Below are 15,151 nucleotides of genomic sequence, written 5' to 3'. Positions count from 1 at the left end.
CATGAGCACCCGTAAGCACACCGCCCTGCCCAAGGCCCAGATCCTCATCGAGGCGCTGCCCTGGCTGACCCGCCACCGCGGCAAGACCGTCGTCATCAAGTTCGGCGGCAACGCCATGATCGACGAGGACCTGAAAGCCGCCTTCGCCCAGGACGTCGTCTTCCTGCACCACGCCGGCCTCAAGCCGGTCGTCGTGCACGGCGGCGGCCCGCAGATCAGCGCCGCGCTCGACCGCCACGGCATCGTCAGCGAGTTCAAGGCGGGCCTCCGGGTCACCACCGAGGACGCGATGGACGTCGTACGGATGGTCCTGGCCGGACAGGTCCAGCGCGAGCTCGTCGGGCTGCTCAACCAGCACGGCCCGCTCGCCGTCGGCCTCACCGGCGAGGACGCCCACACCATCACCGCCACCAAGCACCAGCCGCGCATCGACGGCGAGCTCGTCGACATCGGGCGCGTCGGGGAGATCACCGGGATCGACACCGGCGCCATCGAGGCCCTGCTCGCCGACGGCCGCATCCCGGTCGTCTCGTCGATTGCCCGTTCCCAGGACGACGGACATGTCTACAACGTCAATGCTGATACGGCGGCTGCGGCACTCGCTGCGGCGCTGGGCGCCGAGACGCTGATGGTCCTGACCGATGTCGAGGGCCTGTACGAGGACTGGCCCCACTCCGACGAGGTCATCAGCCGACTCACCGCCACCCAGCTGGAGAAGCTGCTGCCCGAGCTCTCCAGCGGCATGGTCCCCAAGATGGAGGGCTGCCTCCACGCCGTACGCAACGGCGTGACGACCGCGCGCGTCATCGACGGCCGCGTGCAGCACTCCATCCTGCTGGAGATCTTCACCGACGAGGGCATCGGCACGATGGTCGTGCCGGACGGACAGGGGGAGTCATGACCGCGACCACGAGCGGCAACGCGCAGCTGACCCAGCGGTGGCAGGGCGCGCTGATGGACAACTACGGCACGCCCCGGCTCCCCCTCGTACGCGGTGAGGGCGCCAAGGTCTGGGACGCCGACGGCACCGAGTACCTCGACTTCGTCGGCGGCATCGCCGTCAACGCCCTCGGCCACGCCCACCCCGCGATCGTGGAGGCCGTCTCCACGCAGATCGCGTCCCTCGGCCACGTCTCCAACCTCTTCGTCGCCGAGCCGCCCGTCGCGCTCGCCGAGCGGCTGCTCCAGCTCTTCGGCCGGCCCGGCCGGGTCTTCTTCTGCAACTCCGGGGCCGAGGCCAACGAAGCCGCCTTCAAGATCGGCCGGCTGACCGGGCGCACCCACATGGTCGCCACCGACGGTGGCTTCCACGGCCGCACCATGGGCGCGCTCGCCCTCACCGGCCAGCCCGCCAAGCAGCAGCCGTTCCTGCCGCTGCCCGGTGACGTCACGCACGTACCGTACGGAGACGCCGACGCGCTGCGCGCAGCCGTCACCGAGGAGACGGCGTTCGTCGTCATCGAGCCGATCCAGGGCGAGAACGGCGTCGTCGTCCCGCCCGCCGGCTACCTGAAGGCGGCCCGGGAGATCACCCGCGCCACCGGCACGCTCCTCGTCCTCGACGAGGTGCAGACGGGCATCGGCCGGTGCGGCCACTGGTTCGAGCACCAGGCGCACGGCGTCGACCCGGACATCGTCACCCTCGCCAAGGGCCTCGGCGGCGGCCTGCCGCTCGGCGCGACCGTCGCCTTCGGCCCGGCGGCCGACCTGCTGAAGCCCGGACACCACGGCACCACCTTCGGCGGCAACCCCGTCGCCTGCGCCGCCGGACTCGCCGTGATCGACACCCTCGCGGCCGACGGGGCCCTCGACCAGGTCAAGCGCGTCGGCGAGAAGCTGCGCGACGGAATCGAGGCCCTGGGCCACCCGCTGGTCTCCCACGTCCGTGGTGCCGGCCTCCTGCTGGGTATCGTGCTCACCGAGCCCCTCGCACCGCGGGTGCAGCAGGCGGCTCAGGACGCCGGCCTCCTGGTGAACGCGCCCGCCCCCGATGTCGTACGGCTCATGCCCCCGCTGATCATCGGCGACGACGTGGTGGACGCCTTCCTCCGGGCCCTGCCCGGCGCCCTCGACGCAAGTGCCAACGGGGACGGACGATCCGGAGAATGAGACGACGATGAGCGAGGCCCAGGACAACGAGCACGGCGGGCCGTCCGTTCCGCAGACGCGCACCGCACGCCACCGCCGGATCGTGGACATCCTCAACCGGCAGCCGGTCCGCTCCCAGAGCCAGCTGGCGAAGCTCCTCGCGGACGACGGGCTGAGCGTCACCCAGGCGACGCTCTCCCGCGACCTCGACGAGCTCGGCGCGGTGAAGATCCGCAACACGGGCGGCGAACTGATCTACGCCGTCCCCAGCGAGGGCGGGTTCCGCACCCCGCAGGCGCCCCTCGGCGAGTCCGCCAAGGAGGAGCGCATGCGGCGCCTCTCCGGCGAACTGCTGATCTCCGCCGAGGCCTCCGCCAACCTGGTGGTGCTGCGCACCCCGCCGGGCGCGGCCCAGTTCCTCGCCTCCGCGATCGACCAGGCCGAGCTCCACGCGGTCCTCGGCACCATCGCGGGCGACGACACCCTGCTCCTCATCTCCCGCGACCCGTCGGGCGGCCAGGCGCTCGCGGACCATCTGCTGCGGCTGGCGCAGAAGGAGGGGTAGGGCGATGCCCTGGTCGGCAACGGCCCTGGTCAGCAACCGCCGACCGGGGTGAGGGACACCAGGGCCGTGTGCGGAACGGTGTGGAGCGCCTTGGCGGCGCCCCGCCCGGTCCGCACCACGACACCGGCGCGATCCGCCTTCACCAGATCGCCGCACAGCTCGGCCGACGGCGTGGTGACCCGCACGGGATGCCCCGGCGGCGCGGCGGCCGCCGTCCACACCACTCCGGTGGCCCCGGCGGCGAGCGCCAGCCCCGAGACGCAGCACACGGCGGCCCACCGCAGCGAGCGGGTGACGCGGACCACTTCGCCCGCCGTCCAGCGGCGCAGGTTCTGACCGCTGAGAACGATCCGCTTCCCCGGACGCCCGTGCGCGGCCCGCACGGCGAGCAGGGCGCCGCACACCAGCGCCGCGAAGGCCGCCGCGGCCAGCCCGGCGGCCCACCGGCCGGTGGCGGCGGGCAGCCCGGACAGCTGGTCCTGCCCCTTGACCACCGTGAGGACGGCGAGCAGGGCCGTCAGACCCGCCAGCCCGTTCCTCCAGCCCTCGGCCTGGCGGCGCAGCTCGGGAAGCTGGGTGAACTCCAGCTCCCGCGCCAGCTCCGCCCAGCGCCGGTCCGACCGCGTACTCACGACCCGCCGTCCGCGGCCGCTTCCGCGCCGGCCGCCAGACGCCAGCTCGCACCGCAGCCGACGAAGGCGGCGTCCGGGGGCAGGGACGGATGCGGATGGCCGCACTCGCAGAAGTGCACCTCGTCGGCGAGGACATCGGGAGCGGGATGCGCCGCGCGGGCCCGGAAGGGCCACGGGCTCTTCATACCGACACCGGGCATGCCGTACGGATACTCGGTGACCGTGGGCCCGTAACAGCGCGGGCAGACACCCTCGACCACGATCCGCAGGCCGTCCGCCGTGGTGCGCTGGGAGAAGGGTGTGACGGCACGCCCCAAGTCGGTCTCCAGGTACGGAACGCCGACGTCGTGCGCGGCGGGGTGGTCAGTCAACCTCGTCCTCCATGGTCAGCTCGAACAGCGGTGCGTACAGGCGCAGGCGCTCCCTCACCCACGCCTCGGTCGCGCCGGTGGCGTGGGCGGCGAAGCTCACCTGGTGCGCGCTCACGGGCCCGTGCAGGGCGGGCAGCATGCCGTCCCCGTACGCGGACAGCAGGATCAGGTCCTGCCACAGGGGCAGCACCTCCGGCACGGCCGGCTGCGGCCATCCGGGCAGGCGGGGCGTCTCCTCCATGCAGAGGTACGGCGCGACGCGCCGCCAGCTGCGACGCACGTCCTCGCCGAGCCGCGCCGCGATACCGACCAGGTCGAGCGGTACGAGCGGGGACCCCGCAGCGGAGACGCGGAGTTCGGCCTTGAGGGCCAGCTGGTCCTCGGCCTCTGGCCTTTCCTGCGGAAGGCACCCCACCTCCCCCTCGGTGAGCTCCGGCACGAGCGCTCCGACGGGCCTCAGCCGCGACAGGCGGCGGTAGGCGTCGCGGGGCCCGATGTGGAGCGCGCGGGCGTACTCGGCGAGTCTGTCGGCCGTCAGCGGCGCCCACCGCGGCGGCTCGAACCACTCGCCGTCGCGCAGGGGGTCGTCATCGTCGTCGCCCCACCCCAGCAGGGCACCCGCCTCCTCACGGCCGGGGCGCAGATCCGCCAGTTCCGCCGGCAGCGGAGGCACGGTGAGGCCGAGGCCCTTCGCGCACCGCCGGGCCCGCTTCCACGTCTTGCCCAGCGGCGACCTCAGCAGGAGGGCTGCGGAGTAGAGCACGTCCCCGGTGGGCAGCACGGGGTAGTCGGACGCGTCGAACGACGTGTCCTGACCCGAGAACAGGTACTGATCCGTCAGCGGCATGGCGCTCCATGACCGCAGCAGGGCGCCGGCTGGGGGAACGTCCAGTCCGGCGGTTTGCAGCTCCTCGACCGCGTACGACAGCCCCTCCCAGTCCATGTCATGGGGCCGTGCGTACGCCAGGTCGCGCAGCGTCAGCCCGTTCTCGGGCCGGATGCCGCAGGTATAGGCGCTGCTCAGGAGCGCGGCGGTGTCCGGCTCCACGTGGACGCCCTTGCCGGTCCCTTTTCGGTAGCGCCGCGTGTGGCGCAGGCCCAGGAGCGCGGCCCAGCGCGACAGTTCCTTCTCCGCCTTGCGCAGGGAGACCTCCCACTGCGCCGCGAGCTTGACGGTCGCTCCCCAGGCCAGTTCCACGCCCCCATCCTCGGTGGGGAGCAGATAGTCCACGACCACGTTCAGGATGTCGAACGGAAGGCGATCCCACCGCTCGACGGACCGCTCGCTGGGAGCCGTCCATCCCAACCAGTCGAAAAGCGCCAGGCGTTCCCGTACGGAGTGCGGATCGAGGTGCAGTCGGCGCGCGATACGCACCACGTCCCACGGCCACCGTGTCCGGCGCCATGCGTCGTTCTCCTCCAGGTAGAGGATCTGGAGATCGCCGTTGTCGCACACATGCTTGTCATGGTGCTCCGGTACGGCGGCGACCGGCGCCCGCAGGAAGGGCGCGTAGCGCTCGGCCGCCCGTGCCAGGTCACCGAGGGGGAGGTGCGCGGCGGCGGAGGCCCGGACCAGGCCACCGAGGTCGTCGGGGGAGTGCCGGTAGTTGTTGCCCTCGCGCTTCTGCCAGGGTTCGGCCTCCGGCCCCAGCAAGCCTTTCATGATCTGGGAGTCACGCGTATCGGGCACCCACTCCAGGTCCCCTGGCCGGCGCACAGCCGGCGGCGCCAGCCGCGGATGGGCAACGCGCAGGGCGCGTGCCGCCCGCAGCACCGCGGCCACGGTGACGCCCTGTGCGTACGCCGCCGCCACTGCCGTACGCCAGTCCTGCGTGACCGCCGACACGACGCCCGCCCAGCCGGGCTCCGGCACGGGGTACCCCGCCAGCGACGCCGGAGCGGGCTCCTGGCGTGCCAGATGGCGGTTGCCGAGGGCAGCCGCCCGCCATGCCCTGGTGTAGGCCCAGCGGTTCTCGTTCCGGTACGGCGCGGGACTGCTCCTCATGACGTTCGCGTCCCAGTGGAACCAGCCGACGGTGTCGAGGTCCTTCGGCGCGCCCCACGCGTCCATCCGCAGACCCTTGCCCTGCCAGTCCCGCCAGAGCTGCCGGGCCGCGGAGGGGTTCCGGCTCTCCAGGGTCCAAAGCCACTCGAACGACAGCCCCGACGACGACGCCAGCGCGCCGGCACCTTCCCGCCACATCGCCGTCGCCCAACGGTGGTCGTACGACTGCAGCTTCTTGCGGTTGACGCTCAGCTCACCGGCGTGCGGCCCGGTGAGGTTGAGCACGTACCCGAACGGCTTCTTGTCCGTGCGGATCCCGTCGCACAGCACCGCACCGCCGTCGGCCACCCACCACAGCACCCCGGGAACGGCCTCCACCGCCCATGTGCCGTCGGCCTCTGCAGGCGGCTGGAGCTCTCCGGCGCGCCAGTGCTTCTCCCGTCCGGACGCGTCGGACACCCGCAGGTCGAACTCGCTGACCAGCACGAGCTCGCGCAGCGTGGCCAGACACGACACCGCCCGGGCGGAGTCGCGCAGATACAGCCGCACGCGTGTCCCGCCCTCGGCGCAGCCCCCCTCCCCGCGGCCGTACTCCTGGATCCGGAACAGGCTGCCGCTGCTGGAGATGTCGACCCTCAGGCCCCTGCCCGCCACCGTGCCGTCGGGGGCGACGGGCCTCGTGACGATGGACATCTCGTCGGCCAGCATGAAGTAGCTGAACACGCCGATACCGAAACGACTGTTGGGGTAGAGCCGCAGGCTCTGGTCGTGCCGCAGCCAGGCGGCCTGCTCCTGCCGGAAGGCACGTGTCTGCCCGAACCGGCGGCCGGCTTGCGTGAAAGTGCTCTTCAGCTGCTCCACGCTCATGCCCACGCCGTTGTCCAGGCACTCGATGTAGCGCCCGCGCTCGTCCTCGCCCTCGGTGAGCGAGATGCGGCCCGACCACCTCACCGGTTCGCTGCCCCTGCTGTCCAGGTAGCGCCATCGCATCGCCCGGTAGCGGCAGGCGTCCATGGCGTTCTGGTACAGCTCGCGCACGGCCAGCGCCGACTCGCCCTCGTAGAGCCGCTCTCCCATGAGGAGGTCCCGTACCTCGGTCTGCGCGAGACTGAAACGCAGCAGCGGGACGTCGTAGGCGTTGCGGCCGTTGTCCCCGGAGGGGCGCAGCCCCCGGTCCGTCACCCGGGCCGGCACCCCGGCCAGCAGGCCGGCGCGCGACGGCGGCAGCTGCTGCGCGGACTCCCTCAGGGCGCGCGCGAGCTCGTCCGCGTGCTCGACGACGCCCGCGAGCGCGGCGTGGAGTGCGGGATGGGAGCACTCCAGGTCCAGGTGGGTGCCGTGGTCGTCGGTGTCCCATGCCGCTCGCCGTACGCCGTCGACCACGTCCTGCGGCAGGACGGGGTCCGAGACGGCGAGGTGCTCGGCGATGACGTCGGGCAGGGTGCGGGCATCGAGCGCGAGGACGGCGGCGAGGCGCAGCAGCCCCGCCAGTTCGCGCAGGCGCAGGGTCTGGTGTCCGCCGGGTAGCAGGATCCGGCCGGAGGCGAGGCCCGGCGGGTCCTCCTCGGGAGCCCCGACGGCGATGCCCGCGGCGACCGCCCGCAGAGCCGCCGCCAGTGCGGGCGCCCGGCCGCCCCCGTCACCCTGCCTGCTCAGCAGGGCCGCGGCGAACGGTCCGGCCTCCACGTCCGGGACGGGGTCCTCGTCGGTCTCGAACCGCTCCTCGATCCACCGGTGCACCAGCCAGAGCGCCACGCTCATGGCCTCCTCGCGCGAACCGTTCAACCAGCACGCGGACACCTTCTGCGCGATGTGCGGATGGTGCTCGGCCACCTGCTCGTAGTGCCTGCGCCAGGCGTCGCCGTCCTCCCGGCGCCACACCGTGTACGCCTTGATGTCCCGCGCCTGGCTCAGCAGCCGGGCCCGGGCCGCCTCGTACAGGAACGGCGCGGCGACCAGCGCGGCGGCTTCGACGGGGTCGAGCCTCACCGCCTTGGGCAGCAGCCCCGGCAGCCGGTCCCGCAGGAGCCGGACGGGGAAGGCGTCGTCCGCCCAGGGGTCCGGCATGCGCTTCTGGGCGAGGTGGACCACGGAGGCGCAGGTCTCGGCCAGCGCGGCCAGGTGCTCCTGGAGCGCCCGCACGCCGAGCCCTTCCCGGTCGGTGACCCGTTCCCACAGGGGGGTGTCCACCGCGGCACCGCGCCAGGCGTCCAGCAGCGGCCGCCCTTCGCAGACGACCGCGGTCCGGGCCTCCTCGCCCAGCTCGGTGCCGTAATAGACCTGTGGTTCCTGGCGTGCGCCCGCCCGTCGGCGGGCCATGCGCACGGTGCGCTGCTTGGCCGCCTCGTACACCTCCTGGACGGTGCGTGCGCGGGTCAGGGGGCCGAGGGCCTCCGCGAGGGCGAGGGTGAAGAAGCTGCCCTCGGACGTGAACCCGGCCTGCTGAGCGGGCCCGCACGCGGTCATCACCGCGAAGCGGCCCGAGGGCTGGCCTCTGAGGATGCGGCTGCCGAACGGCTCCGTGCCGTCGGTGTCGCCGCTGCGGCAGGCGTCGATCAGCCAGAGCACCGTGCCGGCCGCGGAGGCGGCGAGGAACGGGCTGATGTCGGCCGGGACGAGCGTGGCGAGGTACGGCTGCCACCACGCGTCTCCGGCCGTGTGCGGCGCGCGGGCGTCGGCCGGGACGAGGTAGTCGGTGTCACCGACCCGGATGCCGTGCCCGGAGAAGTGGATCAGGAGGGTGCCGTCGGACGGCACGCGCCGGGACACCTCGTGGATGGTGGTGGTGATCTCGGCCCGCGTCGCGTGGGGCAGCGTCTCGACCGTGTAGCCGGCGGCTCGGAGCGAGTCGCCCAGAGCCCGCTGGTCGGCGGCGACCGCTTCTTCGAGGCGGCCGAACCTGTGCTCGGCGTCCGGTGTGGACGCCACTCCGATGAGCAGCGCGACGCGGGTTTCCGCCATGGTCTCTCCCCCCGAACAGAGCCCCGTGATCGTACCGGCCGGGCGTCAGACCACGTCCGCGCGCGGCGGCAGGGGCAACGGCAGCGCCGGCAGGCCGTCCAAGCTCACGCCGATGTGGTCCTTCTTCTCGCAGTACGCCGCGAACTCCTCGTCCGTCTTGCGGCCGAAGTGCTCGGCGTGCAGGGTGCGCTCCTCGCGGTAGTCCATGAACGGCACGGCGTAGCCGCACGCGTCGCTGATCCGCTTCGCGCGGACGACGATGACCGCGCGGGCCGACGGGCCGTCAACATCCTTGAAGTGCGCGATGTACTCCGCCCAGCGCGGATCGTCCCGGAAGACCGCCTCGCCCGTCCCGTGCACCCGCAGCACCTTCGGGGGACCGCTGAACGCACACCACATCAGCGTGATCCGGCCGTTGCCCTCCTCGCGCAGGTGGGCGATGGTCTCGGCGCCGCTGCCGCCGAAGTCCAGGTAGGCGAGCGTCAGTTCGTCGATGACGACGAGGGTGCCCTTGCGGCCCTTGGGGGAGAGGTTGACATGGCCGTCGCCCGTCAGCGGGGCGGTGGCGGTGAAGAAGACCGGCTGCTCTTCGATGAAGTCGCGTATCCGGCCTTCGATGCGTTCATATCGTTGTCCCATGGGCTCATTATCGACTCACCCGTTGAGCCCGGGCCGGGAAACGATGATGGTCGCTCGCGGACGACAACTTGTTGTGCGTGCCCGCGGCGACGGCCCGTCCGCCCTCCAGGACGACGATGACGTCCGCCGCCCGGATCGTGGAGTACCGGTGCGCGATGACCGGCAGCGCGCACTCGCGCGACACGCGGGCGCCGCGTACGGCAGGTTCAGCGCGCCCATGCCCCGGTCCAGGGTGTTCACCGCCTGGAAGACGGCGCCCGCCGGCCCCACCCGGTACAGCACGTAGAGCAGGAGCGCGGCCGGATCGGCTGGCGTCGCGCCCGGGGGTCGAGATTGACGAACCATACAGACCTCTGCATACTTATACCCATCACCGCATGCACTGTAAGGAGAAACCCGTGACCGAGCGCGTCGTACTCGCCTATTCGGGCGGACTGGACACCTCCGTCGCCATCGGCTGGATCGCCGAGGAGACGGGTGCCGAGGTCATCGCCGTCGCCGTGGACGTCGGCCAGGGCGGCGAGGACCTGGACGTCATCCGCAAGCGCGCGCTCGCCTGCGGTGCGGTCGAGGCGGAGGTCGCGGACGCCAAGGACGAGTTCGCCGACGAGTACTGCCTCCCGGCGATCAAGGCCAACGCCCTGTACATGGACCGCTACCCGCTGGTCTCGGCGCTGTCCCGCCCCGCGATCGTCAAGCACCTGGTCGCCGCCGCGAAGAAGCACAACGCCGGCATCGTCGCGCACGGCTGCACCGGCAAGGGCAACGACCAGGTCCGCTTCGAGGCCGGCATCCAGGCCCTCGGCCCCGACCTGAAGTGCATCGCCCCGGTCCGGGACTACGCGATGACCCGGGACAAGGCCATCGCCTTCGCCGAGAAGGCGGAGCTGCCGATCGCCACCACCAAGAAGTCCCCGTACTCCATCGACCAGAACGTCTTCGGCCGCGCCATCGAGACCGGCTTCCTCGAGGACATCTGGAACGCGCCGATCGAGGACATCTACGAGTACACCTCGAACCCCGCCACCCCGCGCGAGGCCGACGAGGTCGTCATCACCTTCAAGGAGGGCGTCCCGGTCGCCATCGACGGCAAGCCCGTCACCGTCCTCCAGGCCATCCAGCAGCTCAACGAGCGCGCCGGCGCCCAGGGCGTCGGCCGGATCGACATGGTCGAGGACCGCCTCGTCGGCATCAAGTCCCGCGAGGTCTACGAGGCCCCCGGCGCGATCGCCCTGATCACCGCCCACCAGGAGCTGGAGAACGTCACCGTCGAGCGCGAGCTGGCCCGCTACAAGCGGCAGGTCGAGCAGCGCTGGGGCGAGCTCGTCTACGACGGCCTGTGGTTCTCCCCGCTCAAGCGGGCCCTGGACGGCTTCATCAACGAGGCCAACCAGCACGTCTCCGGCGACATCCGGATGACCCTGCACGGCGGCCGCGCCGTCGTCACCGGCCGGAAGTCGGAGCAGGCGCTGTACGACTTCAACCTCGCCACGTACGACACCGGCGACACCTTCGACCAGTCGAAGGCGCAGGGCTTCATCGACATCTTCGCCCTCTCGGCGAAGATCGCCGCCCGGCGTGACCTGGCCTGACGCCGACTCGTTCGACAGCCGCCTCCCCGTCCGCGCCCGGAGGGGGAGGCGTCGTCCTTCCACAGCCGTTCCACAGCCTTGAGGAGCTTGAGCAAGTGAGCAGCAACACCGGTGACGTCCGGCTCTGGGGCGGCCGTTTCGCCGACGGCCCCGCCGAGGCCCTGGCCAAGCTGTCGGCGTCCGTGCACTTCGACTGGCGCCTCGCGCCGTACGACATCGCCGGCTCCCGTGCCCACGCGCGCGTGCTGCACAAGGCGGGGCTGCTCACCGAGGACGAGCTGACGCGCATGCTGGCGGGCCTCGACCGGCTGGAGGCGGACGTCGCCGACGGCTCCTTCACGGGCACCATCGCCGACGAGGACGTCCACACCGCCCTCGAGCGCGGCCTGCTGGAGCGGCTCGGCCCGGACCTCGGCGGCAAGCTGCGGGCCGGCCGGTCCCGCAACGACCAGGTCGCCACGCTCTTCCGGATGTACCTGCGCGACCACGCCCGGATCATCGGCGGCCTCCTCGCCGACCTCCAGGACGCGCTGGTCGGCCTGGCCGAGGCCCACCCGGACGTCGCCATGCCGGGCCGTACGCACCTTCAGCACGCGCAGCCGGTGCTCTTCGCCCACCACGTCCTCGCGCACGTGCAGTCGCTCTCCCGGGACGCCGAGCGGCTGCGCCAGTGGGACAAGCGCACGGCGGTCTCCCCGTACGGCTCCGGCGCCCTCGCCGGCTCGTCCCTCGGGCTCGACCCGGAGGCGGTCGCCAAGGACCTGGGCTTCGAGAACGGCAGCGCGAGCAACTCCATCGACGGCACGGCCTCGCGCGACTTCGTCGCCGAGTTCGCCTTCATCACCGCGATGATCGGGGTGAACCTCTCCCGGATCGCCGAGGAGATCATCATCTGGAACACGAAGGAGTTCTCCTTCGTCACCCTCCACGACGCCTTCTCCACCGGCTCGTCGATCATGCCGCAGAAGAAGAACCCCGACATCGCGGAGCTGGCGCGCGGCAAGTCGGGCCGCCTGATCGGCAACCTCACCGGGCTCATGGCCACCCTCAAGGCCCTGCCCCTCGCCTACAACCGCGACCTCCAGGAGGACAAGGAGCCGGTCTTCGACTCCTGCGACCAGCTGGAGGTCCTGCTCCCCGCCTTCACCGGCATGATGGCCACGCTCACCGTCAACCGGGAGCGCATGGAGGAGCTGGCCCCGGCCGGCTTCTCGCTCGCCACCGACATCGCCGAGTGGCTGGTCAAGCGGGGCGTGCCGTTCCGCGTGGCGCACGAGGTCGCGGGCGAGTGCGTCAAGGAGTGCGAGGCGCACGGCATCGAGCTGCACCAGCTCACCGACGAGCAGTTCGCCAAGATCTCCGAGCACCTCACCCCCGAGGTCCGCACGGTCCTGAACGTCCGCGGCGCCCTCGCCTCCCGCGACGGCCGCGGCGGCACGGCCCCCTCGGCCGTCGCCACCCAGCTCGCCGAGGTCAAGGCCGACCTGGTGATCCAGCGCGCCTGGGCCACCGCCAAGCACTGACACCACAGGTCACAGCGCCGCCGCCCACTCCGCGAGCGCGTCGAAGTCCGGCCGTATCAGTCCGATACGGGGGTCGACGTGCAGCAACAGGGCGGCGGCGAGGTGTTCCCGCTCCACGTACTCGCGGTCGTACGCCGTGATGTCGTCGTCCACCCACGCGAACGGCCGCCCCGCCGCGTACTCGAGGATGTACTGCGTCTTCCAGAAGGTCCCGCGAGGGGCCTTTCCGTGCATCTGGGGCCAGTCGATGTAGGGCAGCTCGGGCAGGCCCAGGTGCGGCCCGATCCAGTCGTTGGCCTCCCCCTTCCAGGTGGTGGCCCACACGAGCTCGTAGTCCTCCGCGAGGCCGAGCAGCTCTTCGCCGTGCCCGGGATCGAGCCACACCCGCAGGGGCTTGCCTTCTGTCCACCCCGTGGGTCGCATGCGGTGGGTGGTGTACCCCTCCGGTCTTCGCTGGGCCTGGGCGGCATACGGGTTGAGCGGACCGTCCACGTCGATCAGCAGCAGCGGCTTCTTCATGCGCCTCAGCATCCTGTTCCTTCCTGTGGTGAGTCGATCCTATTTCGAATGAGACGTTGATGTCTCACCTGGGCTATGGTTGTCTCATGACAGTCGATCGTGAGCAGGTGCTGCGCACCGCCGCCGCCCTCCTCTCCCGCAAGGCGACCGCCACCATGGACGAGGTCGCCCGCGCCGCGGGCATCGGCCGGGCCACCCTCCACCGGCACTTCGCCGGGCGGGACGCGCTGGTCAGGGCGCTGGAGGCGCTCGGCATCCAGGAGTTCGAGGCGGCCATCGACGCCGCCCGGCTCGACGACGGCCCCGCCGAGGCGGCGCTGCGCCGGCTCATCGCCGGAGTGGAGCCCGTCGCGGGACTGCTCGCGTTCCTCGTCACCGAGAACCAGCTCTTCGAGGGCGACCAGATGAACGAGGGCTGGGCCCGCCTCGACGCCCGCGTGGCCGCGCTCTTCCGGCGCGGCCAGGAGGAGGGCGCGTTCCGGATCGACCTCACGCCCGCCTGGCTGACCGAGGCGCTCTACGGCCTCATCGGCACCTGTGCCTGGGCCGTGCAGGACGGCCGGGTCGCCGGCAAGGACTTCCAGTACATGATCGCCGAGTTGCTGCTCGGCGGAGCACGCAGGAGCGTGGAGAGATGACCCGTACAGAACAGCTCACCAAGGGATCGGAGGTTGTACGCCGCCCCGGGCGGTGGCTGGCGCTCGCCGTACTCGTCCTGGCCGTGCTGCTCGTCGCGGTCGACGCCACCGTCCTCGGCCTGGCCACCCCCTTCCTCAGCGAGGACCTGCGCCCCACCGGCACCCAGCTGCTGTGGATCGGTGACGTCTACTCCTTCGTCATCGCCGGCCTGCTCGTCTCCATGGGCAGCCTCGGCGACCGCATCGGCCGCAAGAAGCTGCTGCTGACCGGTGCCGCCGCCTTCGGCGCGGTGTCCGTCCTCAACGCGTACGCCACCACCCCCGAGCTGATGATCGTCGCCCGCGCGCTGCTCGGCGTCGCCGGCGCGACCCTCATGCCGTCCACGCTGGCGCTCATCCGCAACCTCTTCCACGACCCGCGCGAGCGCAGCCTCGCCATCGGCATCTGGGGCGCCATGGCGTCGGCCGGCGCGGCCGTCGGCCCGGTCGTGGGCGGCTTCCTGCTGGAGCACTTCTGGTGGGGCTCGGTCTTCCTGATCAACCTGCCCGTGATGGTGGTCCTGGTCGTCGTCGGCATCAAGTTCATCCCCGAGTCCAAGAACCCCGCGCCCGGCCCCTGGGACCTGCCCAGCGTCGCGCTCTCGCTCGTCGGCATGATCGGTGTCGTGTACGCCGTCAAGGAGGCGGCCGCGCACGGCCTGCACCTCGACATGGCCGTCGCCGCCGTGATCGGTCTCACCGCGCTGACCTGGTTCGTACGGCGCCAGCTCCGGCTCGAGTCGCCCCTGCTCGACATGCGGCTCTTCCACCACCGGGGCTTCTCCGGGGCGGTCCTCGCGGACCTGCTGACCATCCTGGGCCTGTCCGGGCTGGTGTTCTTCCTCTCCCAGTTCCTCCAGCTGGTCCAGGGCCGCCCCCCGCTGGAGGCGGGCCTCGCCGAACTGCCCGCCGCGATCGGCGCCGTGACGGCCGGTCTGATGGCGGGCACCGTCGCCCGCCGCTTCACGGTGCGGTCGGTCGTCTCCGGCGGCCTCGCCGCCGTGGGCCTGGCCCTCGCCACGCTGACGCTGCTCGACCGCTCCACCGGCTATCCGCTGCTCGGGGCGTCGCTGCTCGTCGTGGGCGTGGGCGCGGGCTTCGCGTTCACCGTCACCGCGGACGTCATCCTCTCCAGCGTCCCCCGGGAGCAGGCGGGCGCCGCGTCCGCGGTCTCCGAGACGGCGTACGAACTCGGCGCGGCGCTCGGCATCGCGCTCCTCGGCTCCGTCGTCACCGGCGTCTACAGCGACTTCGCCACGCCGGACGGCGTGCCCGCCGGTACCGCCGCGGCCGCGCACCAATCGCTGGGCGGCGCGGTGGAGGCGTCCGCCGGCCTGCCGGACGCCACGGCCACCGCGCTCGTCACGGCCGCGCAGGACGCCTTCGTCGACGGCCTGCGCATCGCGGCGGGCGCCGGCGCGGTGGTCCTGCTGGCGACGGCGGTCGCGGCGTGGTTCCTGCTGCGGGGCCAGAAGCTGGCGGAGGGCATCGAGCACCCGTAGCACCGCGGAACACCGAAGAAGAAACCGAAAGACGAAGGGCCGCACCCCACGCCGGGTGCGGCTCCTTTCGTATACGT

13 protein-coding genes are annotated in these 15,151 nt (G+C 72.0%); 7 read left to right on the top strand and 6 right to left on the bottom strand.

Going from position 1 to position 15,151, the window contains the following annotated elements; genetic code table 11:
- Window position 1 precedes the first annotated feature (1 nt).
- The 3 genes from argB to ACIRNI_RS17865 are packed head-to-tail and all read left to right on the top strand — an operon-like array spanning window position 2 to window position 2,653.
- Window positions 2–901: an acetylglutamate kinase gene (argB, locus tag ACIRNI_RS17875; RefSeq protein ID WP_355362447.1), complete on the top strand. Its 900-nt coding sequence runs from the start codon at window positions 2–4 to the stop codon at window positions 899–901.
- Window positions 898–2,109, top strand: coding sequence for an acetylornithine transaminase (locus tag ACIRNI_RS17870; RefSeq protein ID WP_403552336.1), 1,212 nt, complete (start codon window positions 898–900; stop codon window positions 2,107–2,109). Before argB ends, ACIRNI_RS17870 begins: the two co-directional genes overlap by 4 nt.
- A gap of 7 nt (window positions 2,110–2,116) precedes the next feature.
- Window positions 2,117–2,653 (top strand): arginine repressor, encoded by a 537-nt coding sequence (locus tag ACIRNI_RS17865; protein WP_403552335.1) that lies wholly within the window; start codon window positions 2,117–2,119, stop codon window positions 2,651–2,653.
- 29 nt (window positions 2,654–2,682) lie between these two features.
- On the opposite strand, the gene ACIRNI_RS17860 is transcribed toward ACIRNI_RS17865, so the two are convergent.
- From ACIRNI_RS17860 to ACIRNI_RS17840, 5 genes are read right to left on the bottom strand one after another with little or no spacing between them, the layout of a single operon-like run.
- Window positions 2,683–3,285, bottom strand: coding sequence for a hypothetical protein (locus ACIRNI_RS17860; RefSeq protein WP_403552334.1), 603 nt, complete (start codon window positions 3,283–3,285; stop codon window positions 2,683–2,685).
- Window positions 3,282–3,656, bottom strand: a complete 375-nt coding sequence (locus ACIRNI_RS17855; protein ID WP_403552333.1) for a hypothetical protein — start codon at window positions 3,654–3,656, stop codon at window positions 3,282–3,284. Before ACIRNI_RS17855 ends, ACIRNI_RS17860 begins: the two co-directional genes overlap by 4 nt.
- Window positions 3,649–8,622: a caspase family protein gene (locus tag ACIRNI_RS17850; protein WP_403552332.1), complete on the bottom strand. Its 4,974-nt coding sequence runs from the start codon at window positions 8,620–8,622 to the stop codon at window positions 3,649–3,651. Before ACIRNI_RS17850 ends, ACIRNI_RS17855 begins: the two co-directional genes overlap by 8 nt.
- A gap of 45 nt (window positions 8,623–8,667) precedes the next feature.
- On the bottom strand, window positions 8,668–9,261 hold the full coding sequence (locus ACIRNI_RS17845; RefSeq protein WP_403552331.1) for a pyridoxamine 5'-phosphate oxidase family protein: 594 nt from the start codon (window positions 9,259–9,261) through the stop codon (window positions 8,668–8,670).
- A 7-nt stretch (window positions 9,262–9,268) separates the two neighbouring features.
- A complete protein-coding gene (locus tag ACIRNI_RS17840; RefSeq protein WP_403552330.1) occupies window positions 9,269–9,445 on the bottom strand; it encodes a hypothetical protein in 177 nt (58 codons plus the stop codon).
- A gap of 214 nt (window positions 9,446–9,659) precedes the next feature.
- Here ACIRNI_RS17840 and ACIRNI_RS17835 point away from each other — a divergent pair, with 214 nt between their 5' ends.
- Complete coding sequence (locus ACIRNI_RS17835; protein WP_403552329.1) at window positions 9,660–10,853, top strand: argininosuccinate synthase; 1,194 nt, start codon at window positions 9,660–9,662, stop codon at window positions 10,851–10,853.
- Window positions 10,854–10,948: 95 nt separating this feature from the next.
- Entirely contained in the window at window positions 10,949–12,376 is a 1,428-nt protein-coding gene (gene argH / locus ACIRNI_RS17830) for an argininosuccinate lyase (protein WP_403552328.1), read from the top strand.
- 9 nt (window positions 12,377–12,385) lie between these two features.
- Here the strand turns inward: argH and ACIRNI_RS17825 are convergent, their stop codons facing one another.
- Window positions 12,386–12,895: an HAD domain-containing protein gene (locus tag ACIRNI_RS17825; protein WP_403552327.1), complete on the bottom strand. Its 510-nt coding sequence runs from the start codon at window positions 12,893–12,895 to the stop codon at window positions 12,386–12,388.
- A gap of 86 nt (window positions 12,896–12,981) precedes the next feature.
- Between ACIRNI_RS17825 and ACIRNI_RS17820 the strand changes: the two genes are divergently transcribed.
- Window positions 12,982–13,533 (top strand): helix-turn-helix domain-containing protein, encoded by a 552-nt coding sequence (locus ACIRNI_RS17820; RefSeq protein WP_355362465.1) that lies wholly within the window; start codon window positions 12,982–12,984, stop codon window positions 13,531–13,533.
- Window positions 13,530–15,074, top strand: coding sequence for an MFS transporter (locus tag ACIRNI_RS17815; RefSeq protein WP_403552326.1), 1,545 nt, complete (start codon window positions 13,530–13,532; stop codon window positions 15,072–15,074). The genes ACIRNI_RS17820 and ACIRNI_RS17815 overlap by 4 nt, the downstream gene beginning before the upstream one ends.
- The last annotated feature ends 77 nt before the right edge of the window (window positions 15,075–15,151 follow it).

Origin of the sequence: Streptomyces sp. NPDC093546 (assembly GCF_044765045.1) — a bacterium.
GTDB lineage: Bacteria > Actinomycetota > Actinomycetes > Streptomycetales > Streptomycetaceae > Streptomyces.
This window is presented reverse-complemented; position numbering and strand designations above follow the sequence as displayed.

Bases quoted from the DNA above. Each gene is read 5' to 3' on its own strand.
- argB (WP_355362447.1), top strand. From the start codon at position 2: ATGAGCACCCGTAAGCACACCGCCCTGCCCAAGGCCCAGATCCTCATC.
- ACIRNI_RS17870 (WP_403552336.1), top strand. From the start codon at position 898: ATGACCGCGACCACGAGCGGCAACGCGCAGCTGACCCAGCGGTGGCAG.
- ACIRNI_RS17865 (WP_403552335.1), top strand. From the start codon at position 2,117: ATGAGCGAGGCCCAGGACAACGAGCACGGCGGGCCGTCCGTTCCGCAG.
- ACIRNI_RS17850 (WP_403552332.1), bottom strand. From the start codon at position 8,622: ATGGCGGAAACCCGCGTCGCGCTGCTCATCGGAGTGGCGTCCACACCG.
- ACIRNI_RS17845 (WP_403552331.1), bottom strand. From the start codon at position 9,261: ATGGGACAACGATATGAACGCATCGAAGGCCGGATACGCGACTTCATC.
- ACIRNI_RS17825 (WP_403552327.1), bottom strand. From the start codon at position 12,895: ATGAAGAAGCCGCTGCTGCTGATCGACGTGGACGGTCCGCTCAACCCG.
- ACIRNI_RS17820 (WP_355362465.1), top strand. From the start codon at position 12,982: ATGACAGTCGATCGTGAGCAGGTGCTGCGCACCGCCGCCGCCCTCCTC.
- ACIRNI_RS17815 (WP_403552326.1), top strand. From the start codon at position 13,530: ATGACCCGTACAGAACAGCTCACCAAGGGATCGGAGGTTGTACGCCGC.